The following is a 21,537-nucleotide window of genomic DNA, read 5'->3' on the forward strand; positions in this document are numbered from 1 at the left end:
ATGAATTTTAAAAATGAACTTGAAAAACTTTTTCATAAATGGTCAAAGCAGAATGTTAAATCGATAACTCAAATTACAGGTTCTGGTTCGAATAGAAAATATTTTAGAATTATTGGAGATAATAAAATCGCAATTGGAGTATTCAACGAAAACAAAAAAGAAAACAGAGCTTTCATCTATCTGACAAAACATTTTGCCAAACACAGTTTGAATGTCCCCAAAATTTTATCTTCAAAATTAAGTGATAACATTTACCTGCTCGAAGATTTAGGTGATACAACATTATTTAACTATCTAAATTCAAGACGAGAAGACAATAAATTTTCTAATGATGTAATTACTTTTTATAAAAGAGCAATTGATGAACTCCCAAAATTTCAAGTCAGAGCTCGTGTTAATCTTGATTTTTCAGTTTGTTATCCACGCTCAGCTTTTGATTATCAATCTATCATGTGGGACTTAAACTATTTCAAATATTACTTTGCCAAAGCATTTGAAATTAATTTTGATGAACAAAAACTTGAAGATGATTTTCACACACTTACAAAGTTCCTTCTTGCTGCCGATTCAAATTATTTCATGTATCGAGATTTTAATTCCCGCAACATAATGATAAAAAATGATGAACTTTATTTTATTGATTATCAAGGAGGCAGAAAAGGAGCACTTCAATATGACATTGCCTCTTTACTTTTTGACTCAAAAGCAAACATTCCAGCAAAACTACGCAATGAATTTCTTGATTATTATTTGAATGCTGTAAATCGAATTAAAAAAATTAACAACAAAGAATTTCTAAAATATTATGATGCATTTGTTCTAATTAGAATTTTACAAATGCTCGGAGCTTATGGTTATCGCGGTCTTTTCGAAGGAAAATCTCATTTCATTCAAAGTATTCCTTATGCGATTAAAAACCTTGAATTCATTTTAAATAAAATAAAAATTAAAATTCCAGAATTATTTTCTATCTTAAATCAATTAGTAAAATTAAATGAAATAAAATATTTCGAATGGAATAAATCCGAAAAGCTTACTGTCAGAATAAACAGCTTTTCATACAAAGAAAAAATTCCAATTGATGTTTCAGGAAATGGAGGTGGATATGTTTTCGACTGCCGCGCAGTTCCAAATCCGGGAAAATTAGAAGAGTTCAAAAATCTTACAGGGCAGGACAAAGCAGTTAAAAATTTTCTTGATTCAATGCCTGAAGCACAAAAATTTTTGTCGAATGTAATCAACATTGTAACTCAATCAATCGAAAATTACATTTCTAGAGACTGGAAAGATTTAATGATAAATTTTGGATGTACTGGAGGGCAACACCGTTCTGTTTACTTCGCAGAAAAATTAGCTGAGTATCTTTCTTCAAGATATGATATTGAAGTAAAAGTAAATCACTTACAACTTTTCAAAAACAATAAATCATGAAAGCATTTATTCTTGCTGCTGGACTTGGAACAAGATTAAAACCATTAACTGATACAAAACCAAAAGCATTAATCGAATTAAACGGCATTCCTCTGCTTGAAATAATAATCAAAAGATTAATCAAGTTTGGCTTCGATAAAATAATTATTAATGTTCATCATCTTGCAGAGCAAATAATTGATTTTATTGAGAAGAAAAAATTTGAAGCTGAGATTCATATTTCTGATGAAAGAGATTTACTTCTTGATACCGGAGGCGGATTAAAAAAAGCATCATATTTTTTTGATGATGACATTCCATTCCTCATTCACAATGTTGATATTTTAAGCGACATTGACCTTAAAGATTTTTATGAATATCATAAAAAACAAAATGCAATTGCTACGATTGCAGTTCAAAAAAGAAAATCATCAAGATATTTTCTATTTGACAACGAAAACAATTTATGCGGCTGGAAAAATTCAAAAACTTCGGATGTCAAAATAATTCGCAACACATCAAGTTCATTGAATGAATTTGCATTCAGCGGAATTCATGTTGTAAATCCAGATATTTTCAAATATTTCCCAAGTAATGATGTTTTTTCAATAATTGATTTTTATCTTGCAGTTGCTGTAGAAAAAAGAATTACATTTTATGACCACAGCAATAGTTTCTTTTTCGATTTGGGCAAAAAAGAAAATTTACAGCAGGCAGAAATATTTCTATCATCATCAAATTTTCTTGAGGAGCTGATATGAAAAAAAGATTTTTACTTTTATTCTTTTTTATCTTTTCTCTTCTTAATGCACAAGGCATTGAATGGATAAAAGAAAATTATTCTAAGAAAGAATACAGAATCCCTATGCGTGATGGAATTAAACTTTTTACTGCTGTTTATACACCAAAAGATACGACGAAAGATTATCCTATCTTAATGCTAAGAACTCCTTACACAGTTTCTCCATATGGAGAAGATAATTATCCTCAAACATTAGGACCGAATGAAGATTTTGCAAAAGATGGATACATTTTTGTTTATCAGGATGTCCGCGGAAAATTTATGAGTGAAGGTGAATATGACAACATGCGTCCATATATCCCAAATAAAAAAAACAAAAATGATGTTGATGAAACAACTGATACTTACGATACAATTGATTGGCTGATTAAGAATATCAAACACAATAATGGAAATGTTGGAATCTGGGGAATTTCTTATCCCGGATTTTATGCTGCTATGAGTTTAATTGATTCTCACCCAGCATTAAAAGCTGTATCACCACAAGCTCCAATTGCAGATTGGTTCATTGGTGACGATATGCATCACAATGGTGCTTTGACTTTATCAATGTCTTTTAATTTTTTCAAATCATTTGACCAGCCAAGAGATAGTTTAACAACAAAATGGAAAACAATTGAGCCTTATGATTCTCCCGATATGTATACTTTCTTTCTGAAACTTGGACCAATCAAAAATATCAACGAAAAATTTTTTCACAACAAACTTCCATTTTGGAATTCAATTATGAAGCATGGAACTTATGATGAATTTTGGAAAAGCAGAAATAATCTTCCACACTTTAAGAATGTAAAACCGGCAGTTTTGATTGTTGGAGGCTGGTATGATTCTGAAGATTTATACGGACCTTTGAACATTTACAGATCTATTGAAGAAAAAAATCCTGAAAACAAATGTCATCTGGTTATGGGACCATGGAGTCATGGAGGCTGGGCAAGAAGCAATGGAAACTTTTTTGGTGATTTCACATTTCCAGAAAATACAAATGAATATTACAACAAAAATATCCTTACTCCTTTCTTCAAATATTATCTCAAAAATGAAGGTCAATTAAATTTACCAGAAGTTATAACTTATAGAACAGGAATAAACGAATGGAAATTTTATGACGAATGGATTCCCAAAAATTCTGAAACAATATTTTTATACCTATCACCTAATGGAAAATTAACTCAGGAAAAACCATCTAACAAAAAAATATTATTTGATGAATTTATCAGCGACCCAAACAAACCTGTTCCTTACACAGCTAAATTTTATGATTCAAAACAAATGTATTTGAGAACATATATGAGTGAAGACCAAAGATTTGCTGCATCAAGACCAGATGTTTTAGTTTATGAAACAGAACCTTTGGAAGACAATATTACAATTGCAGGACCAATTTATGCAGATTTATATGTCTCAACCACAGGAACGGATGCTGATTGGGTTGTAAAGATAATTGATGTATATCCTGATGGAGAAGAAAATCCAGAACCAAATCCAAACAATGTAGAATATGGTGGGTATCAAAGATTAATTCGATATGAAATAATGAGAGGAAAATTTAGAAACAGTTACGAAAAACCAGAACCATTTTTACCAAATAAAATCACGGAAGTAAAAATTAAATTGAACGATATTGACCATACATTTCTTAAAGGTCATAAAATAATGGTACAGATACAGAGCAGTTTTTTCCCTTTCTTCGATCGTAATCCGCAAAAATTTGTTGATATTTATTCAGCAGAAGAAAAAGATTTTCAAAAAGCTGTTCATAAAGTTTATTTTTCGAAAGATTATCCTTCACACATTAAATTCAATGTTCTAAAATAATATCAGCGGAGGCTGTATGTTGAAAAAAATAATATTATTGATTTTCGTTATAATTTTTTCATTTGCATCATTTAATGCACAAACAATTGCTGTAGGTCCGCAATTAGGATATCACAAATCAGAAGATGCAGAAGGTTCATTGCTGCTTGGTGCCATGGGAAGAATTTATCTTGCAAACAGCTTTGCACTCGAAGCTTCAATTAATTACAGAAGCGAAGATTATCAGAACGGTGCTGTTAAAACAAAAATGTATCCTGTTATGCTAAGCGGATTATTATACTTTTTCCCTTTACTTTATGGAACTGTTGGTGCAGGCTGGTATAACACAAAAATTGATTATTCTAATGCTCTTAATTCATTGGGATTTAAAGATGAAACTAAAAGCGAGTTCGGTTATCATCTTGGAATTGGAGCAGAACTTGGTCTTGGCAATTTAATTTTAACTGGTGATATTAGATATGTTTTTCTTAATCTAAAATTAGATAGACTGCCTGGAATAAATGAATTAAAAAATAATTTTTATGTTATAACAGCTGGTGTTTTATTTGAATTATAATTTCATAATTTGCAACAAAATAATGGAGAAATTATGATATTTGATTTACTAAAAAATGCACATCTCTATTTCTCTCTTGGAAAAAGAATTCAAACTGCATTTGAATATTTACAAAATACCGATTTAATTTCTCTTGAACCCGGCAAATATGAAATAGAAGGCGATAATGTTTATGCTGTTGTTCAAAATTATGATACAAAACCAATTACTGCAGGCAAATGGGAAGCACACAAAAAATATATTGATATTCAATACATTGTTTCAGGAAAAGAAAAGATGGGTTATTCAAATCCTGTAAAAATGATTGTAACAGAAGAATATAATTCGGAAAAAGATATAATGTTTCTTAAAGGAAATGGAAATTTTTTAATTGCAGAAGAAGGTCATTTCGCTTTGTTCTTCCCAACAGATGTCCATATGCCGGGTATTGCTGTTAATTTATCAATTCCTGTTAAAAAAGTTGTAATAAAAGTAAAAATAGAAACGGAAGAAGTTACTCAACAATCAACTGATGTTGAATCACAAACATGAAGTTGACATAGTGTTTGACTTTAAAGTTAATTAAGTATTTGAAAATATATTATTTATTCATCTATTAGGTCTTTGCGTTCCTTGCGGTTTAATTAATTTTAAAACTGCAGGGAACGCAAAGTTATTACATTAAAAGTCAATGATACTTTTGCAATTGTTAAACTTGATTATACTTTAATAGAATTTTTATTGAATTGTATATAATTAGAAATGTTCAAAAAATCTAACTTCACAATACATTGCTCAAATTGTAATTGTTGTCAGTTTTTATTGTTGTTCTTAAAATCTTCGAGATTCAAAACTTGAGAACACAATTTCAAGTCATCTAATTCATTGGAAGCGATGATGACAAGATTTTTTTCACCCTCTCTGGAAATCAATTCATAAACTTTCTCTTTACCAAAATTATCAAGATTAGAAGTTGGTTCATCAAGAATAATTAAAGGAGGTTTATGCAGCAATGCAAAAATGAATTTTAATCTCTGCTTCATTCCTGAAGAATAACCACGAACTAAATCATTTTTTCTGTCAATTAAATTCAGTTCTGAAAGTAGAAAATCAGAATATTCTCTATCGAAACTAATACCGCGAATTTTAGAGAAATAAATTAAATTCTCTTCGGCAGTAAATTCATCATAGAGAAAAAGATAGGGAGAAACAAATCCAATATAGTTATGAAGTTCTTCGTTGATTATAATTTTATCTTCATATTTGTGAGTTACTATTCCTCGAGTTGGAGAAATTAAGTTGGCTATAATTTTTACAAATGTTGATTTGCCCGAACCATTTGGTCCTGCTACACCATAAATATTTTTCGACTTAAAAGAAGCATTGATTCCATTAAATACCAATCTTCTTCCAAAATATTTAACAAGATTTTCGATATGAAGTAAATATTCAGTCATTATAGATTACAAATTTTCCTTTTTTGATATTATCTCCAGAACTTACAACATAAAAATAAATTCCTGTTGCAAGTTTTTTCATCTCATTGTTTCTTGCATTCCATTTAATTACTGTTTTATCTGATGAATAAATTTTATGCTCGCCTGAATATATTAAATCCATATCTACAGAATAAACATATAAATTAGCATAACCTGATTTTGTTCTTTCAGCAGGGAAATAAATATATTCATCCGTTGAATACCTAAATGGCTGCGGAAAAGCATAATCAACTTCTTCAGTAATTATCTGACCATCATTAATCAACTTGTTATTCAAAATATTTGATTCAGTTAAAAGAAAAGAATTATCACACTCAATCTTTGAATAATAATCATCAATTATATGTTTATAACCATTTCCACTTTGATTTGAAAGAATATATTTGAATAACAATGAACTGTTTGGGTTACTTATACCTTGAGTTAAATCTGAATTTGATATTATTGTAACAAATGTATCTGGAACAGCTTTAGCATTGTCTACAAAAACAAGATAATTCGTAGAAACCGGTTCAGATAATATATCAATTGAAGATGTAGGTGGAATAAAATTAATTGTCATCGAAGCCTTTATTAAAGGATAATTTTCTGCTTCCTTAAAATATTTATTTGGAATAGTTCGATAGTTTGTGAAATAAATCCATTGGCCAAATAGAGCAAATTCATTTTTAAATGTTGAACCATAATCTGTAATAGCATCTGCTATTGCATTCAAAGCTCTTTCATTAGGCATATATTCCCAAATTCTTTTAATAATATCAAAACCAAATCGTTCTTTTAAGAAAATATTCCAGATAGCAAGATTATATCCATCATTGTAAGAAAATGACCTTTGCGGATTTCTAAAAAATGAAGGCATATAAGCATAGTAATCATTAATGCTGTTGAATACAAATTCTTCCATTGAAGTAGAAGTGATTTCATAATAAAATTGGTCTGAATTTCGATAAATATAATTTCCAATTTGAATTGCGTGATGAAGTTCGTGTGCAACCGAAACTTTTGCGCCTTCTATTCCTTTGGTGTATGTATCTGTATAATCATTATCAATCACAGTGTAACTTGTAAATTTATCTTTTCCAATTGAAGTTTCAATTTCAGTATAACCATACAAACCGCCGGAAAGATTCTGAATATAAATATCATACTTATCATCACCACCCTGCCCAAAATCTGCAGGAGGCGGTGGGTATTTTAAAATATTTACTTCATAATTATAAGCCGAGTCAGCTGCAAGAGCTAATTCATTCAAATCATATTTTGGCGCATGAATACCTGCTTTATTAAAATGAATTCTAAATTTACCAGATGGTGTAACAATACTCGTATCTGTTACTGGTCGTTCTGTCTGTTGAGCAATTACAGTTTGTTGTTTTGGCGTAAATCGATTGAAATTTAATTTTACTTCATTTACAATTCCAAACCCGCATTTTGTGCGTTGAGTGTCTGATAAGGCAACTGAAAATTTTCGATCACTTTGAATTCCTTTAATTCGTAAAAATTCAGAATAAAGAGAGTCAAGATTTTGTGCAACTGATAAGTTGATGAATATCAAATTTATTGCAATAAAAAATTTCTTCATTACCGAATGTATTTAAACCTTATAAGATTGTTTGAAGAATCTGTATAAATAATCATATCAATATTATTTTTTAATTGTGCTGCAATATAACTATTGATGTTTTGGGATTCAAAAACATCATCAATTTTGTATGTTAAATAATTTTTGCCAAAAGAGATCTTTTTTATTCTGCCTCTAATTTTGTCATATAATAAAAAATTATCTGTTCCTTCAGATTCATAAAAATAAAGATAACCTTTTGAATAAGAAAAATTAGAAAGAGTAATTGTTCTAATATGAGCCCTGAAAAAAACTGTAATATTTGTTTTACTGCTGTCGCTAATTACCCCAACGACAAGTTTGTCAATTTTATTTTGACTGCTGAAACTTTGCAACTCTGCTGAATAAAACTGTGATTTATCAAGAACAGTTGTTGCAAGATTAATTGGACTTCCAATTTTTTTATCAAAGATAGATTTGTTAAGATAAAAAACATTATTAAATCTTGTGAAGAAATAGATTTCTTTATTTGCGCCATCAGAAAGAGCAGCATCTTCAACATTACGAGAAATTTCTTCCAAACCTGATTTTACATATCGAAAATCTCTGTACTCAAATGATTCAAAGAATAGAGTATTCTCTTTTTTTGAAAGAACAAAAATTGTTTGTCTATCATTTAGATTATCGCCAATAACTTTTAGTTCTAAAATATTTCCCTTAGCATACAAAATTCTTCTTGAGATTTCATTTTTTTCAAAATTCATTTTTATTATTTCAATCACAGAATTATCTGGTGAATAAAAATAAAATGTTCTACTTTCTTCATCAGTTTCGTCTACAAAAAATCTTTTGTAAGCATTCGACAGGAGAATTTTAAAATATCTTTCAAAATAATTACCTCTGCCTCCAAGCAATACATTCAAGCTCATTTCTTCTTCATCTATAAAAAATAATCCGCGCCATGTTTGATACATGTAACTAAAACTTCCAATAATTCCCAATTTCGATTGAAGAGAAATTGCTAAATCATCATTCAAAGAAATTACTTTGTCAACTAAATAAACTTTGCCTGATTTGTCTAAAGCAATAATTTTTCTTCCGCCTCGGTCTACATAAGCTTCGATGTCAACAATGCTTGGTCTCTTTAAGTAAAGAACTGGATAATAAAAGGCTTCTGTATTTTTAGCATAAATAATGTAAAGACTCCCAGTATCTTTGTTGATGAATGCAATATCGTTGTAACCATCAGCATTAAAATCAAAGATTAGATATTTATCAGGATGAACCGGACAATCAACAAAAATTTTTTTATTGAAAGATGAAACAGAATCTCCTTTAAGAATAACAAATTGATTTCCTTCAACATACATCAAATCGTTAAATCCATCCGAATTAACATCAACAGCTTTTAATTGCTCAATATTGCTGTAGACATTTAATGTTCTGCTTTCTCTAAAATCTCCTGCACGATTGTTATAAAAAAAGACTATTGAATTAGTGAATAAATCTACAGCAACGATATCAGTAAAACCATCATAATCAAGGTCAATGAATGCGGCATAAGAATAGATTCGATTGGAATTAATTTTCCTTTCATATAAAAAATTTTTTGATTCATTGAAAATTGATAATCCTTCATAAGCACTTCCATAAATTAATATTTCACTGTTGCCATCATTATCAATATCCTGTAAATCAAAATCCGAAGCAAAACCTCTCAATTTAACTTTTGAATTGATTGACATATTTCCCGAAGAAGAAAAAGAAGATATACCAAGTAATCGTTCTTTTCTTGAAAAGAAAACATATTTTTTACCACCTTTCGATTGAGTGCTTTTTAATCTCAAATCATAAAGTGAAATGTTTAGAAATTTTTCTGATGGATTCGAAAATTTTTCTTTGGACCAGATTTGAACATTATAATTTTTGTTTTGATCAAAAAGAGTAATCAAATCACGCCAGCCGTCATTGTTCACATCTACAGCAAAGACAGATGAAGCATTGGCTTTTGTAGAGAATTCACGGAATCTGCAAAAACCATTTAATGGAATTTGAGCATAAATATTAAGTGAAATGAATAAAAATAATAAGGTAAATTTACCCTGCATTAAGTCTCTTTTGTCTTCTTTGCAGTGCCTCTTCAAATCTTCTTTTTTCATCTTCAGTTTCTGGAATAATTTCAAATGTTTCCACTGGTTTACCATTTTCATCAACACTAACAAATGTTAAGAATGCAGAATTAGTATGAATCCTTGTGCCCTCTGTGTGTGATTCTGCATAAACATCAACTTCAACTTCCATAGATGTTCTGAATGCACGATTAACCCTTGCAGTAATTGTAACAACATTTCCGACTTTAATTGGATGATGAAAATCAATTTTATCAACAGAAGCAGTAACACAAACTCGTTGAGAATGTTTTGATGCAGAAAGAGCAGCACAAATATCAATCCACTGCATTAATTGTCCACCAAGTAAATTTCCGAGCTGATTTGTATGATTTGGCAAAACCAGCTCAGTCATTGTAACAATAGAATCTTTTACTCTTTTACTTTTTCTCTGTTGTGAGTTCATTGTGTTTGTTTGTTAATTCAGTTTCTAATTTTCTAATTTCATTTGCATTGGCATCATCTGGATATCTGCTTAGAAAAATACTTATATCTGCAAGAGCTTGATTAATCAGACCTTTTCTAATTTCTATTTTAATTTTATTATACAAAGCCATAGGAGCATATTTTGTATCATGATAAGTTTCGAAAACCTGTTCATAATATTGCATTGCCGCTTTATCATATTCCATCTTTTCATATATCAATGCACTTTGAAATTCTTTCTGAGCAAGTTTGTCATTTAGTTCTTTTATCTTTCTTTCAGCTTCTTCTACTTTTGGATTTGATGGAAAGATATCAATAAAAGCCTGAAATTCTTCAATTGCTTTTTTTGTGTATGACTGATCAAGCTGATATGGAGGAGATAATTTATAATATGATTCTGCAAGCATAAATTGTGCATCGGGCACATAAGGACTTGTAGCATAATTTTGAATCAACTTACTGAATTCATAAGCCGCAAGAAGATATTGTTCTTTTTTGAAATATGTCATTGCAAGATAATATTGTGCATCATCATTAATTGTGCTGCCAGGGAACTGCATCAAAATATTTTGGAATTCAATTACTGCCTGTTCATAATCTTCTTTATTGTAAAGTTCTAAAGCATACTTAAAATATTCTTCTGCATTAAACTTAGAAGTATCTACGCTTCCAGAACATGATGCAATTAATAAAATTATTATAGAAGAAAGGAATAATCTTTTTATCAAGAGAACTCCGAATTTTTTAATTGATTCAACTGTAAAGATAATTAAATCATCTATGCTAAAAAAATCAGAATGCCTATTTACTTCTCACCGTAAAAAACAGAATCACAGTTGAAATTAATACTCCAACAATAATTATAGGCTGAATTAGATTTTTTAATACAGGTTGTTCAGGAATTTTCCCTTGTGTAAATGTTAGAGCTTTATTTTCAAGAGATTCCACATCACCGAACTTTACTGTGTCAGAATATCTATAAAAAAATCGATTCGGCTTTTCTGATTTACTAAAAAATGAATAACCAGCTATAGAAATTTCTCTTACCAATTTATCATCACTAAAAAAATTAATCTGATTAATGTTATGATAATTAACAGTTATGTCTGTTAATGCATAAATTAAATTAACTTTAGAAGAATCTTGCAATAGGTTAAATCCATTATTCAAAAATGAATTGACAATGCATGGTTTTAGCTCTTCGTATGAAGAAGGTATAATAATATCGAGTTTAATTTTATTGTCATTTTTATCGAATAAAGAATCAATTCCTTTTACAGATTGATTAATTAATTGACAACACACATCAAGATTAGTTTGAGAAAATGACATCGAGTAATTAATAAAAATTAAGCTGCAAAGTATCAGATAATTTTTTTTCATTAACAAAAAATATTTATTAAATAAATTTTCGATTTTAGCACTCAATACAAATTATTTTATCTTCTTCCGCTTGCAATTTCTTTTAATCTTGCAATTCTTTCTTCTACCGGCGGGTGAGTAGAAAATAATTTAATAAGAGATTTACCACTCAATGGATTAACAATAAACATATGAGCAGAAGAGGCTCCTGCATTTGGCATTGGAATCATTTCGTTTGCTTGTGATAATTTATTCAAAGCTGATGCAAGTCCGAGGGGTTTACCAGAAATTAATGCACCGCCTTCATCTGCCATAAATTCACGGGAGCGGGAAATTGCAAGTTGTATAAGCATTGCAGCAATTGGTGCTATTATAATCAAAGCCAATTCATAAAAAATGTTTCCATTATCTCTATCGTCTCTATTGCTGCCTCCAAACATTGCAGCCCATCCAGCCATTCGAGCAATAAATGTTATAGTTCCAACAAGTGTTGCAGCAATTGTGCTTACAAGAATATCTCTGTTTTTAATATGAGTTAATTCATGAGCAATTACGCCTTCAAGTTCATCATTATTGAGAATTTTCATGATGCCAGTGGTAACAGCAACTGCACCATTTTGTGGATTTCTGCCAGTTGCAAATGCATTTGGCGTTGGGCTGTCTATTACATAAACTTTCGGCATTGGCAGATTAGCTTTTGAAGAAAGCTTTTCAACTATATTAAATAATTCTGGAAATTCTGCTCTTGTAACTTCATGTGCTCTATACATTGCAAGAACAATTTTATCTGAAAACCAATATGAACCAAAATTCAATGCAAGTGAAATTATAAATGCAATCATCATCCCTGATTGACCACCTAATAAATTTCCAACTAAAATAAATAATACCATCATTGCGGTCATCAGAATTACAGTTTTAATGCTGTTCATGTTTTCTCCTTTCTTTTATTTCGTTCTTTATCATTAAACTTTGCCAACTCTAACAGAATTAGATTTCTAATTGTTCCTCAAGATTCGAAAAGTTTGCAATTACCTTGCCTTTATAGATGATTATCTTTAAAATCGTGCAATAAAAATAGAGAATTATGACAAAAGCAAAAATAATATTTGTATTTCTTTTAACAACAACTATTTCTTTCCCTCAAAGTGTTTATAGATTTCTGGAACTTGATTTAAGTCCACGAGCTGCTGCACTTGCTGGAAGTTTTGTTGCAAACAACGATGACCCAAATGTTGTTTTTTATAATCCTGCCGGAATAAATTTTTTAGAAAGCAATCAAACTTCATTTTCATTCCTGAAACATTTGATTGATATAAATTCTGCGTCATTAGTTTTTACAAAAGAATTTGAAAGCATTGGAAAATTCAGTGCAGCTGTAAAATACATTAACTACGGCAGCTTTACAAAAACCGACCCTCTTGGTTTAAAACTTGGTCATTTTGGTGCAGGTGATGTTGCATTAATGATTGGATATGGAAATCATCTTGACAAAAATTTTTACTACGGAGTTAATGTTAAATTCATTTACTCTGGTATTGAAAACTATTCTTCTACAGCAGCTGCTGTTGATCTTGGTTTGCATTATGAAATACCAGAACATTTATGGAACTTTGGTTTTTCAGTTTTGAATCTTGGTTCACAACTAAATTCTTATTTCAATACTAAAGAAGAACTGCCATTAGATATAAGACTTGGATTTTCAAAACAACTTGCAAAAGTTCCTTTAAGATTCTATTGGTCTTTTAATAACCTGAATGAAAAACAGAATAACTTTTTCTCCCGATTCAAGCAAATTACATTCGGAAGTGAAATTCAGCTTGGTCAGAGTTTTAAACTTCGAATTGGTTATGACAGTGAAAAAAGAAAAGAATTAAAAATAGGAACAACGGCAGGTCTTGCAGGTTTTAATCTTGGTTTTGGATTTAAGGCTTCAAACTACTTAATTGATTATGCATATTCATCTTTAGGTTCAATTGGTTCACTTCACAGATTTGGCATTACTACAAAATTATAATTTTATTTCTTGTATGGAGATTTGAGATACATTCTTGCAAGTTCATGAGAATTATTTCTATCTCTCAATTTTAATACTTCATTGTAATATCTTATTGCTTTTTCTCTTTGGCCCATTTGATCATAAAGCATAGCAAGATATAAAACTGTATTGATTAAATATCCAGATTCGGTTCCTTTATCAAGTTCTCTTGAAAGTTTTTCGCATATTTCAAAATAATAAGCTGCAGAATCTACTTTTTCTCTTATCTTATAATCCATTCCAAGATAATAGCTTGCTTCTCTTTTGAATCTTTTATTGTAACCTGGAAAACCTTTTTCGCACTTGTTATAAATATCTCTAAAAATTTTTGCAGCTGTTTTGTAATCATTTTCTTTAACAAAAGTTAGTCCATAATATTTTTGGAAGTTAGGATTATTTGGAAAATCAGCAAGAAGAAGTCTGCCCCATTTTCGAGCTTCGTCCATATCATTTTCAAACTGGAAATTAAGTGTCAACAAAAAATATCTTGATTCAATTCTTGCATATCTTCCATTCCATGCAACATTTTCTAATTCTTTCAATCCTCTTTTTTTATCGCCTTGTGGGAAAAATACCATGAATGGTTTAACAGCAGGATATCTTTGAGGAATTACTTCTGCATAGTAATGATAAATTCCAAAACCAAGCTGGACATCAACATTTTTGGGATCGGCTTTATAGGCTCTGTAAACAAGTTCCAAACCTTCTTTTCCATCAAGAGCAGCTTTAATCCAGTTTTCACGAATACCAAGCAATCTTCCTCTAAAACCAATCGAACCTCCTTTGAAAAAGATTGCATCAATATTTTTTGGATTCTTATCCAGAATTTTATCGCACATGTCAATTACTTCTTGAAGCTGATTGTAAAATTTTTGGTCCAAGCTTTCATCTTCCAAATCGAGTAAAATTCTCCACCATGTAATCATTGCTTTGAAAAATTTTCCAGAGGGATGTGTTGGATATTCTTTAATTACAATGTCAAATGTTTTTTCTGCTTTATCGAATTCAATTCCATAAATTTGATTTACTCCAGCTTTTACAAGAGAATCATGTCGAACCCAATCATAATTTTGAGCAAATAATAATGAAGTGTAAAGAAAGAAAAGAAATATTTTTGTTTTCATATATCTTCACAAAATTGTGCAAGCATTCTACAACAAAATTTGTAACAAGTTCTTATCTTACTTTTTCAATGTTCATTTTCGTTTTGGTCTATACAAATCAGTTGCATGTCCATAATATAATTCTGCAGCAAACATTAATGTTTCAGACAAAGTTGGGTGAGGATGAATTGTCAGTTCCAAATCTTTAACTGTTGCCCCCATTTCAATTGCAAGAGTACCTTCGGCAATCATATCCCCTGCTCCAACACCAACGATGGCAACACCAATTATTCTTTCAGTTTCTGGTTCAACAATTAATTTTGTTAAGCCATCATTTCTATCGAGAGTTGCAGCTCGACCGCTTGCACCCCATGGAAATTTTGCGACTTCATACTTAATTCCTTTTTCCTGAGCTTCTGTTTCTGTTAATCCAGCCCAGGCAATTTCAGGGTCTGTAAACACAACAGCTGGAATTGCATTTGGTTCAAATACAACTTTATGACCAAGAATAGCCTCAACTGCTGTTCTTCCTTCAGCTGCAGCTTTATGTGCAAGCATAGGATTCCCTACAACATCACCAATTGCATAAATGTTTGAGTCATCAGTTTTTAATTGCTTATCAACTACAATAAAACCTCGTTCACTAACTTTGACTTTTGTATTTTCTAATCCAAATCCAGATGTTACAGGCTTTCTTCCAATTGATATTAAAACTTTATCAAATGTCATTTCAGAATTATCAACATTTTTCCCTTCGAGCTTTACTTTAATTCCTTCTTCAGTTTCTTTTAATTCAACTACTTTGGTTTCAAGGTAAATTGCTTCTAATTTTGATTTGAGTCTTCTTTCAAGAACAGCTACTAAATCTCTATCTGCTCCAGGCAAAAGTCCAGGCATCATTTCAACAACAGTAACTTTACTTCCAAGTGTTGCATAAACTGTGCTTAATTCCAATCCAATATATCCACCGCCTATTACAAGTAATTTTTCTGGAATATCATTCAACTCTAAAGCTGCGGTAGAATCCATAATTCTATTTGAATTTGATGGAAGACCTGGAATTAAAGCAGGAACCGAACCAGTTGCAATTATTGCTTTATCAAAAACTACTTCTTCAACAGTTCCATCATTTTTTGCAACAGATAGTGTATTCGAATTCAGAAATGAAGCTTTGCCATTTATATAATTTACTTTTCGTTGTTTAGAAAGTTGACCAAGTCCGCCTGTTAATTTATTTACAACATTATTTTTGAATTCACGAATTTTATTGATATCAATTTTGGGTTTACCAAATTCAACTCCCCATTTTTTAGCTTCTTCTGCTTCATTAATTAATTTTGATACATGAAGCAAAGCTTTAGAAGGAATGCATCCGCGATAGAGACAAACTCCACCTGGATTTTTTTCCATATCGATTAAAGTAACCTGCATTCCTAAATCTGCAGCTAAGAATGCAGCGGCATATCCGCCTGGTCCAGCTCCAATTACAGCTAATTGTGTTTTTGTTGACATATTTTTAATCTCTTTAGTTATTCAATACACAAATATAAATGATTCAATTTATTTTAATAAATTCTTTGCTCTGAATCGATTAATATCAAAGCAGAAAAAAATATTTCTTTATGAAACAAGCATAAAAATTTTTCGAATCTAAAATTGAAAATTATCCTTCAAGAAAAATCAAGAATGGATTTTCAAGAGCATTAACAATCCATCTTAAAAATCTAATTGCATCTGCACCATCTATAATTCTATGGTCATACGATAATGAAAGAGGAAGCATCAATCGTGGTTTGAATTCACCATCAATATAAACAGGTTCTATTATAGATTTGGATACACCAAGAATTGCAACTTCTGGTGTGTTAACAATTGGAGTGAAATAAGTTCCTCCAATTCCTCCAAGATTTGAGATTGTAAAACATCCACCTTGCATTTCTTCGAGTGATAATTTTTTATCGCGGGCTTTTTTGGAAATTTCAGAAAGTTCAACACTTAATTGAGTAATATTTTTCTTATCGACATCTTTAATTACAGGAACAAGCAAACCTTTCTCTGTATCGACAGCTACACCAATGTTAATATATTTTTTATAAATAATTTCATTTTTCTCCATATCAACACTTGAATTGAACTGAGGAAATACTTTTAGAGCAGAAGCTACAATTTTAAGCAGAATTGCAGTTACAGTTAATTTGCCTCCAGCGGCTTCAACTTTATTCCCAAATTGTTTTCTAAATTTTTCTACTTCAGTAATATCAGCCTTATCAAATTGAGTAACATGAGGAACTGTATTCCATGCATAAGAAAGATGCTCAGCTGTTTTACGACGAACATTACTCATTGGCTGACGTTCAATTTCTCCCCATTTTGAAAAATCGGGAAGAGGTTCTTTAGAAATTCCAAACTGAACACTTGAAATTATTCCGCCTTTTTGAATTTGTTCATTCAAAGCTTTGGCATAAGCTTTAACATCATCAATTGTAATTCTTCCTTTTGGACCACTTCCTCTCACCTGTGTAATGTCGATGCCAATTTCACGGGCAAATCTTCTTACTGAAGGAGCAGCAGGAACAATTGTCTTTACAATATCTTTCGGAACATCAATAACCTGAGGCATGTGAGTATGTTCTTTGACCTGCTCTTTAGTTTCGGGCACAGAAGAAATTTTTTCTGTTACTGGTTGTTTATTTTCGATTGGGGCAGGAGTTTCAATCGGCTGTTTTTGTTCTTCTGCCGGCTTTTCGGGTGCTTTCTCTTCTTCGGAGACCTCAACTGAAATTAATGGCTCACCAACTTTAGCTTTTGTTCCTTCTTTTACATGAACTTTTTTAATTATTCCGCTTACTTCAGAAGGCACTTCGATTGTAGCTTTGTCAGTTTCGATTTCTACAATAATTTGGTCAATTTCCACTCGGTCGCCTTCTTTAACAAGAACTTTTATAATATCAGCAGAATTAATGTTTTCGCCAAGATGAGGAAGTTTAAAATCTACTATCATTTTAGATTTCCAATTTTGTTAGAAAATTTTTATGACTTAGCCGGATTAGGTTTATCCGGATTAATACCAAGTTCCTTTTGGGCTTTTTTGAGAACATCAAGTTTAATTTTATTTTCTTTATACAATGAATATAAAGTTGCATAAGCAATATGCTTAGCATCAACCTCAAAAAAGTCTCTCAAAGCTGCTCTGCTGTCACTTCTTCCATATCCATAAGTTCCAAGTGAATGAAGTGGTCCTGGCAGCCATTTAGCCATTGCATCTTTGATAATCTGAACATAATCCGATGCAGCAACGAAAACACCTGTTTCACCTTTAGTGATTTCAGAAATATAAGGAACTTTAGGTTGGTCTGGATGGAACATATTCCATCTTTCAATTTCCTGAGCATTAAGGTGAAGATTTTTATAACTTGTAACACTCCAGATATCTGTAGAAACTTTATAATTATTTTCCAGAATTTCTGCTGCTTTAATTACTTCATTTAGAATTGTGCCACTGCCAAGTAAATGAGCTTTTAATTTTTGTTCCTTCATTTCACTGGCTTTAAATTTATACATGCCTTTTAATATTCCGTCTTTAACATCGCCTGGCATTGGTGGCTGAACATAATTTTCATTCATTATAGTTATGTAATAAAATATATCTTCTTGTTTTTCATACATTCTATAAATACCATCACGAATTATTACTGCAAGTTCATAAGCAAATGCAGGGTCATAAGCTAAAAGATTTGGAACTGGATAAGCCAGAAGATGACTATGTCCATCCTGATGTTGCAGACCTTCGCCAGCAAGAGTAGTTCTTCCAGCAGTAGCTCCAAGTAAAAATCCTTTGCAGCGCATATCACCAGCTGCCCATATTAAATCTCCTACTCTTTGAAATCCAAACATAGAATAAAATGAAAAGAATGGAATTGTATTTATTCCATGCACTGAATAAGCTGTTCCAGCTGCAATGAATGATGACATGGCACCAGCTTCTGTAATTCCTTCTTCAAGTATCTGACCATTTTTTGCTTCTTTGTAATAGAGAAGAGTATCTTTATCAACTGGCTCGTATAATTGTCCAACATGAGAATAAATTCCTACCTGTCTAAATAAAGCTTCCATTCCAAAAGTTCTTGCTTCGTCTGGAACGATAGGAACAATTAGATGACCGATTTCTTTATCTTTCAATAATTTTGAGAGAATTCTAACATATACCATTGTTGTAGATACTTCGTGTCCATCTGAACCTTGATAAAATTCTTGAAACAATTCTTCTGAAGGAGCTTTCAGAGGTGCTGCTTTAATTACTCTTTTAGGAAGATATCCGCCAAGAGCTTTTCTTCTTTCTTTAAGATATTGTATTTCGGGTGAATCTTCAGGCGGACGATAGAAAGGAGCATTAGCAACTTCATCATCACTTATTGGAATTGAAAATCTGGTTCTAAATTCTCTCAGTTCTTCTTCGTTTAATTTTTTCTGCTGATGAGTAATATTTTTGCCTTCACCAGCTTCTCCCAAGCCATAACCTTTAACTGTTTTTGCAAGAATAACAGTCGGTGCATCTTTATGTTCAACAGCAGCTTTGTATGCAGCATAAACCTTTTCCGGATCGTGTCCTCCCCTTTTCATTTTTCGTAGCTGTTCATCTGAATAATGTTCTACAAGTTTCAGAAGTTCTGGATATTTGCCAAAGAAATGTTCTCGAATATATTTTCCATCTCTTGTAACATAATTTTGAGATTCGCCGTCAATAGATTCATTCATTCTTTTAATCAATAAACCTGTTTTATCTGCTTCCAGCAATGGATCCCAGTCGCTTCCCCAAACTACTTTAATTACATTCCAACCTGCTCCTCTAAAAATTGCTTCGAGTTCTTGAATTATATTTCCATTGCCTCTTACAGGTCCATCAAGTCTTTGCAAATTACAATTGATTACAAAAATCAAGTTATCTAATTTTTCGCGAGCTGCAAGAGTAATTGCACCAAGAGTTTCAGGTTCATCAGTTTCGCCATCACCAATAAAAGCCCAGACTTTCTGATCACTCGGTTTTTTCAAGCCTCTGTCTTCGAGATATCTAATAAATCTTGCTCTATAAATTGCCTGAATTGGACCCAATCCCATTGAAACTGTAGGAAATTCCCAGAAATCAGGCATAAGCCATGGATGAGGATAAGAAGAAAGGCCACCGCCTGGTTGTAATTCTCTTCTAAAATTTTCAAGTTGTTCTTTAGTTAATCTGCCTTCAAGAAAAGCTCTTGCATAAACCCCAGGGGCTGCATGTCCCTGAAAATAAATAATATCACCATCATGATTTCCATCTTTACCGCGGAAGAAATGATTAAATCCAATTTCATAGAGAGTAGCAAGCGATGCAAAAGTTGAAATATGTCCTCCAATGCCAGGCTCAATTTTGTTTGCTCTTACAACCATTGCCATTGCATTCCATCGAATCAAATTTTTAATTCTTCTTTCAATTTCTCTTCCACCTGGAAAAGGAGGTTGTTTTTCTTTTGGTATTGTGTTGATATGAGGTGTATTTGCAGTAAAAGGAATTTCAACGCCTTTCTGATGTGCGTATGTATCAAGATTGTGCAAAAGTTCCTTTACTTTTTCTGGTCCTTCTGTCTGCAATACATATTCTAAGGATTCAAGCCACTCTCTTAATTCAATATCTTCAATTTGATTATTACCAAAATTATTTTCGTTCATATTTATCTCCCAATTTTCAAATATTATTTTCTTTTTGATTTTTATGAATTTAACACACTCTATAAAGTTTTAGTTCATTTAACAATAATCGCTAACAAAGTTAATAAAAAATAAAAATCTTCATTAATTTTTTTCTTCTGTTTCGTTATCTGGCTCGGCATGAACCATAACTTTAACATTTTTAATTCTGGAAGTAATTGCTTCTTCAACTTTATGAGAAATTTCATGAGCTTTATCGATTGTCATTGTTTTGCTTACATGAATATTCAGGTCAACAAATTTGTAAGGACCTGATTCTCTAACTTTGATGTCATGAGATAAAATTACTTCAGGAATTTCACTTACAATTTCTTCTACTTCTTCTTTTAATCCGGAAGGAGCTTTGTCAATTAATGCATCAAAAGATTTTTTCCCAAGACGATAACTTACTGTCATAACAATAAACGAAACAATTAAGCCTGCAATAGCATCTGCATAATAAAAATTAAAAGACGCACATATCAAACCAATTATTACTACTGATGAACTCAAAATATCTGTAGAAAAATGGAGCGCATCTGCTTCGAGTGCCTGACTGTTGTATTTTTTTGCTGCTTTGCTTAGAGCATTTGAACGAGTTATATCCACAATAATTGATGTAATCATAACTACAAAAGCCCACACTGTAACTTCAATTTCTACTTTGTTTGTTACCAATCTTTTAATCGCTTCATAAATTATCCAGATGCTTGTTACAAAAAGTAAAATTGTTTCTATCAATGCAGAATAATTTTCAATTTTGCCATGACCATAATTATGACTTTCATCTGCAGGTTTATCTGAATACTTAACAGCAAAATATGTAATACCCGCAGCAATTAAATCCAATCCTGAATGCAAAGCTTCGGATAAAATACCAAGACTTCCAGTTAGCAAACCAATAATTAATTTAAAAGTTGTAAGAAAAACCGCCGCTACTGCAGATGCAAATGCAATATTTCTTTTTTTAATCAAATCACTTTTAATTAAATCTTCTTCCATAATTAATTCCACACATAACATTTACAAAAATATTTCAAAAAAAATTAAAAAATTACTTGACATATTATCTTATTAAAATTAAATTCGCAACA

General features: G+C 31.1%; 18 protein-coding genes. 6 read left to right on the top strand and 12 right to left on the bottom strand.

The annotated features are described in order from the left end of the window. The 5 genes from AC27L2_RS05200 to AC27L2_RS05220 are packed head-to-tail and all read left to right on the top strand — an operon-like array spanning position 1 to position 5,117. Positions 1-1,431, top strand: a complete 1,431-nt coding sequence (locus tag AC27L2_RS05200; RefSeq protein ID WP_487210635.1) for a RapZ C-terminal domain-containing protein — start codon at positions 1-3, stop codon at positions 1,429-1,431. Next, on the top strand, positions 1,428-2,171 hold the full coding sequence (locus AC27L2_RS05205; RefSeq protein ID WP_487210636.1) for a nucleotidyltransferase family protein: 744 nt from the start codon (positions 1,428-1,430) through the stop codon (positions 2,169-2,171). The genes AC27L2_RS05200 and AC27L2_RS05205 overlap by 4 nt, the downstream gene beginning before the upstream one ends. Beyond that, complete coding sequence (locus tag AC27L2_RS05210; protein ID WP_487210637.1) at positions 2,168-4,030, top strand: CocE/NonD family hydrolase; 1,863 nt, start codon at positions 2,168-2,170, stop codon at positions 4,028-4,030. Before AC27L2_RS05205 ends, AC27L2_RS05210 begins: the two co-directional genes overlap by 4 nt. A 16-nt stretch (positions 4,031-4,046) precedes the next feature. Beyond that, complete coding sequence (locus tag AC27L2_RS05215) at positions 4,047-4,586, top strand: outer membrane protein (RefSeq protein WP_487210638.1); 540 nt, start codon at positions 4,047-4,049, stop codon at positions 4,584-4,586. A 33-nt stretch (positions 4,587-4,619) separates the two neighbouring features. Further along, positions 4,620-5,117 (top strand): NanQ anomerase/TabA/YiaL family protein, encoded by a 498-nt coding sequence (locus AC27L2_RS05220; protein ID WP_487210639.1) that lies wholly within the window; start codon positions 4,620-4,622, stop codon positions 5,115-5,117. A gap of 260 nt (positions 5,118-5,377) precedes the next feature. On the opposite strand, the gene AC27L2_RS05225 is transcribed toward AC27L2_RS05220, so the two are convergent. From AC27L2_RS05225 to htpX, 7 genes are all read right to left on the bottom strand, one after another. Continuing rightward, positions 5,378-6,022 (bottom strand): ABC transporter ATP-binding protein, encoded by a 645-nt coding sequence (locus AC27L2_RS05225; RefSeq protein WP_487210640.1) that lies wholly within the window; start codon positions 6,020-6,022, stop codon positions 5,378-5,380. Continuing rightward, the gene (locus AC27L2_RS05230; protein ID WP_487210641.1) at positions 6,015-7,646 is read right to left on the bottom strand and encodes an MXAN_6640 family putative metalloprotease; all 1,632 of its coding nucleotides are present in this window, start codon (positions 7,644-7,646) and stop codon (positions 6,015-6,017) included. The genes AC27L2_RS05225 and AC27L2_RS05230 overlap by 8 nt, the downstream gene beginning before the upstream one ends. Then, positions 7,646-9,733, bottom strand: a complete 2,088-nt coding sequence (locus tag AC27L2_RS05235; protein WP_487210642.1) for an FG-GAP repeat domain-containing protein — start codon at positions 9,731-9,733, stop codon at positions 7,646-7,648. Before AC27L2_RS05235 ends, AC27L2_RS05230 begins: the two co-directional genes overlap by 1 nt. After that, positions 9,723-10,199, bottom strand: coding sequence for an acyl-CoA thioesterase (locus tag AC27L2_RS05240; protein WP_487210643.1), 477 nt, complete (start codon positions 10,197-10,199; stop codon positions 9,723-9,725). Before AC27L2_RS05240 ends, AC27L2_RS05235 begins: the two co-directional genes overlap by 11 nt. Continuing rightward, positions 10,174-10,947 carry an outer membrane protein assembly factor BamD gene (locus AC27L2_RS05245; RefSeq protein WP_487210644.1) on the bottom strand — a complete coding sequence of 258 codons (774 nt, stop codon included), beginning with the start codon at positions 10,945-10,947 and terminating at the stop codon, positions 10,174-10,176. The genes AC27L2_RS05240 and AC27L2_RS05245 overlap by 26 nt, the downstream gene beginning before the upstream one ends. A gap of 73 nt (positions 10,948-11,020) precedes the next feature. Beyond that, complete coding sequence (locus AC27L2_RS05250) at positions 11,021-11,647, bottom strand: hypothetical protein (RefSeq protein WP_487210645.1); 627 nt, start codon at positions 11,645-11,647, stop codon at positions 11,021-11,023. A gap of 11 nt (positions 11,648-11,658) precedes the next feature. Continuing rightward, positions 11,659-12,513 carry a zinc metalloprotease HtpX gene (htpX, locus tag AC27L2_RS05255; RefSeq protein WP_487210646.1) on the bottom strand — a complete coding sequence of 285 codons (855 nt, stop codon included), beginning with the start codon at positions 12,511-12,513 and terminating at the stop codon, positions 11,659-11,661. A 155-nt stretch (positions 12,514-12,668) separates the two neighbouring features. Between htpX and porQ the strand changes: the two genes are divergently transcribed. Further along, positions 12,669-13,598: a type IX secretion system protein PorQ gene (porQ, locus tag AC27L2_RS05260; protein ID WP_487210647.1), complete on the top strand. Its 930-nt coding sequence runs from the start codon at positions 12,669-12,671 to the stop codon at positions 13,596-13,598. 2 nt (positions 13,599-13,600) lie between these two features. Here the strand turns inward: porQ and AC27L2_RS05265 are convergent, their stop codons facing one another. The 5 genes from AC27L2_RS05265 to AC27L2_RS05285 all read right to left on the bottom strand — a co-directional run bounded on the left by AC27L2_RS05265 (position 13,601) and on the right by AC27L2_RS05285 (position 21,445). Then, positions 13,601-14,743: a tetratricopeptide repeat protein gene (locus tag AC27L2_RS05265; RefSeq protein WP_487210648.1), complete on the bottom strand. Its 1,143-nt coding sequence runs from the start codon at positions 14,741-14,743 to the stop codon at positions 13,601-13,603. Positions 14,744-14,815: 72 nt separating this feature from the next. Next, the gene (gene lpdA, locus AC27L2_RS05270) at positions 14,816-16,234 is read right to left on the bottom strand and encodes a dihydrolipoyl dehydrogenase (protein ID WP_487210649.1); all 1,419 of its coding nucleotides are present in this window, start codon (positions 16,232-16,234) and stop codon (positions 14,816-14,818) included. Positions 16,235-16,385: 151 nt separating this feature from the next. Further along, the gene (locus AC27L2_RS05275; protein WP_487210650.1) at positions 16,386-17,723 is read right to left on the bottom strand and encodes a 2-oxo acid dehydrogenase subunit E2; all 1,338 of its coding nucleotides are present in this window, start codon (positions 17,721-17,723) and stop codon (positions 16,386-16,388) included. Positions 17,724-17,752: 29 nt separating this feature from the next. Then, entirely contained in the window at positions 17,753-20,425 is a 2,673-nt protein-coding gene (gene aceE, locus AC27L2_RS05280) for a pyruvate dehydrogenase (acetyl-transferring), homodimeric type (RefSeq protein ID WP_487210651.1), read from the bottom strand. 123 nt (positions 20,426-20,548) lie between these two features. Then, on the bottom strand, positions 20,549-21,445 hold the full coding sequence (locus AC27L2_RS05285; protein ID WP_487210652.1) for a cation diffusion facilitator family transporter: 897 nt from the start codon (positions 21,443-21,445) through the stop codon (positions 20,549-20,551). Positions 21,446-21,537 lie beyond the last annotated feature (92 nt).

The organism is Rosettibacter sp. KY25, from assembly GCF_057554405.1.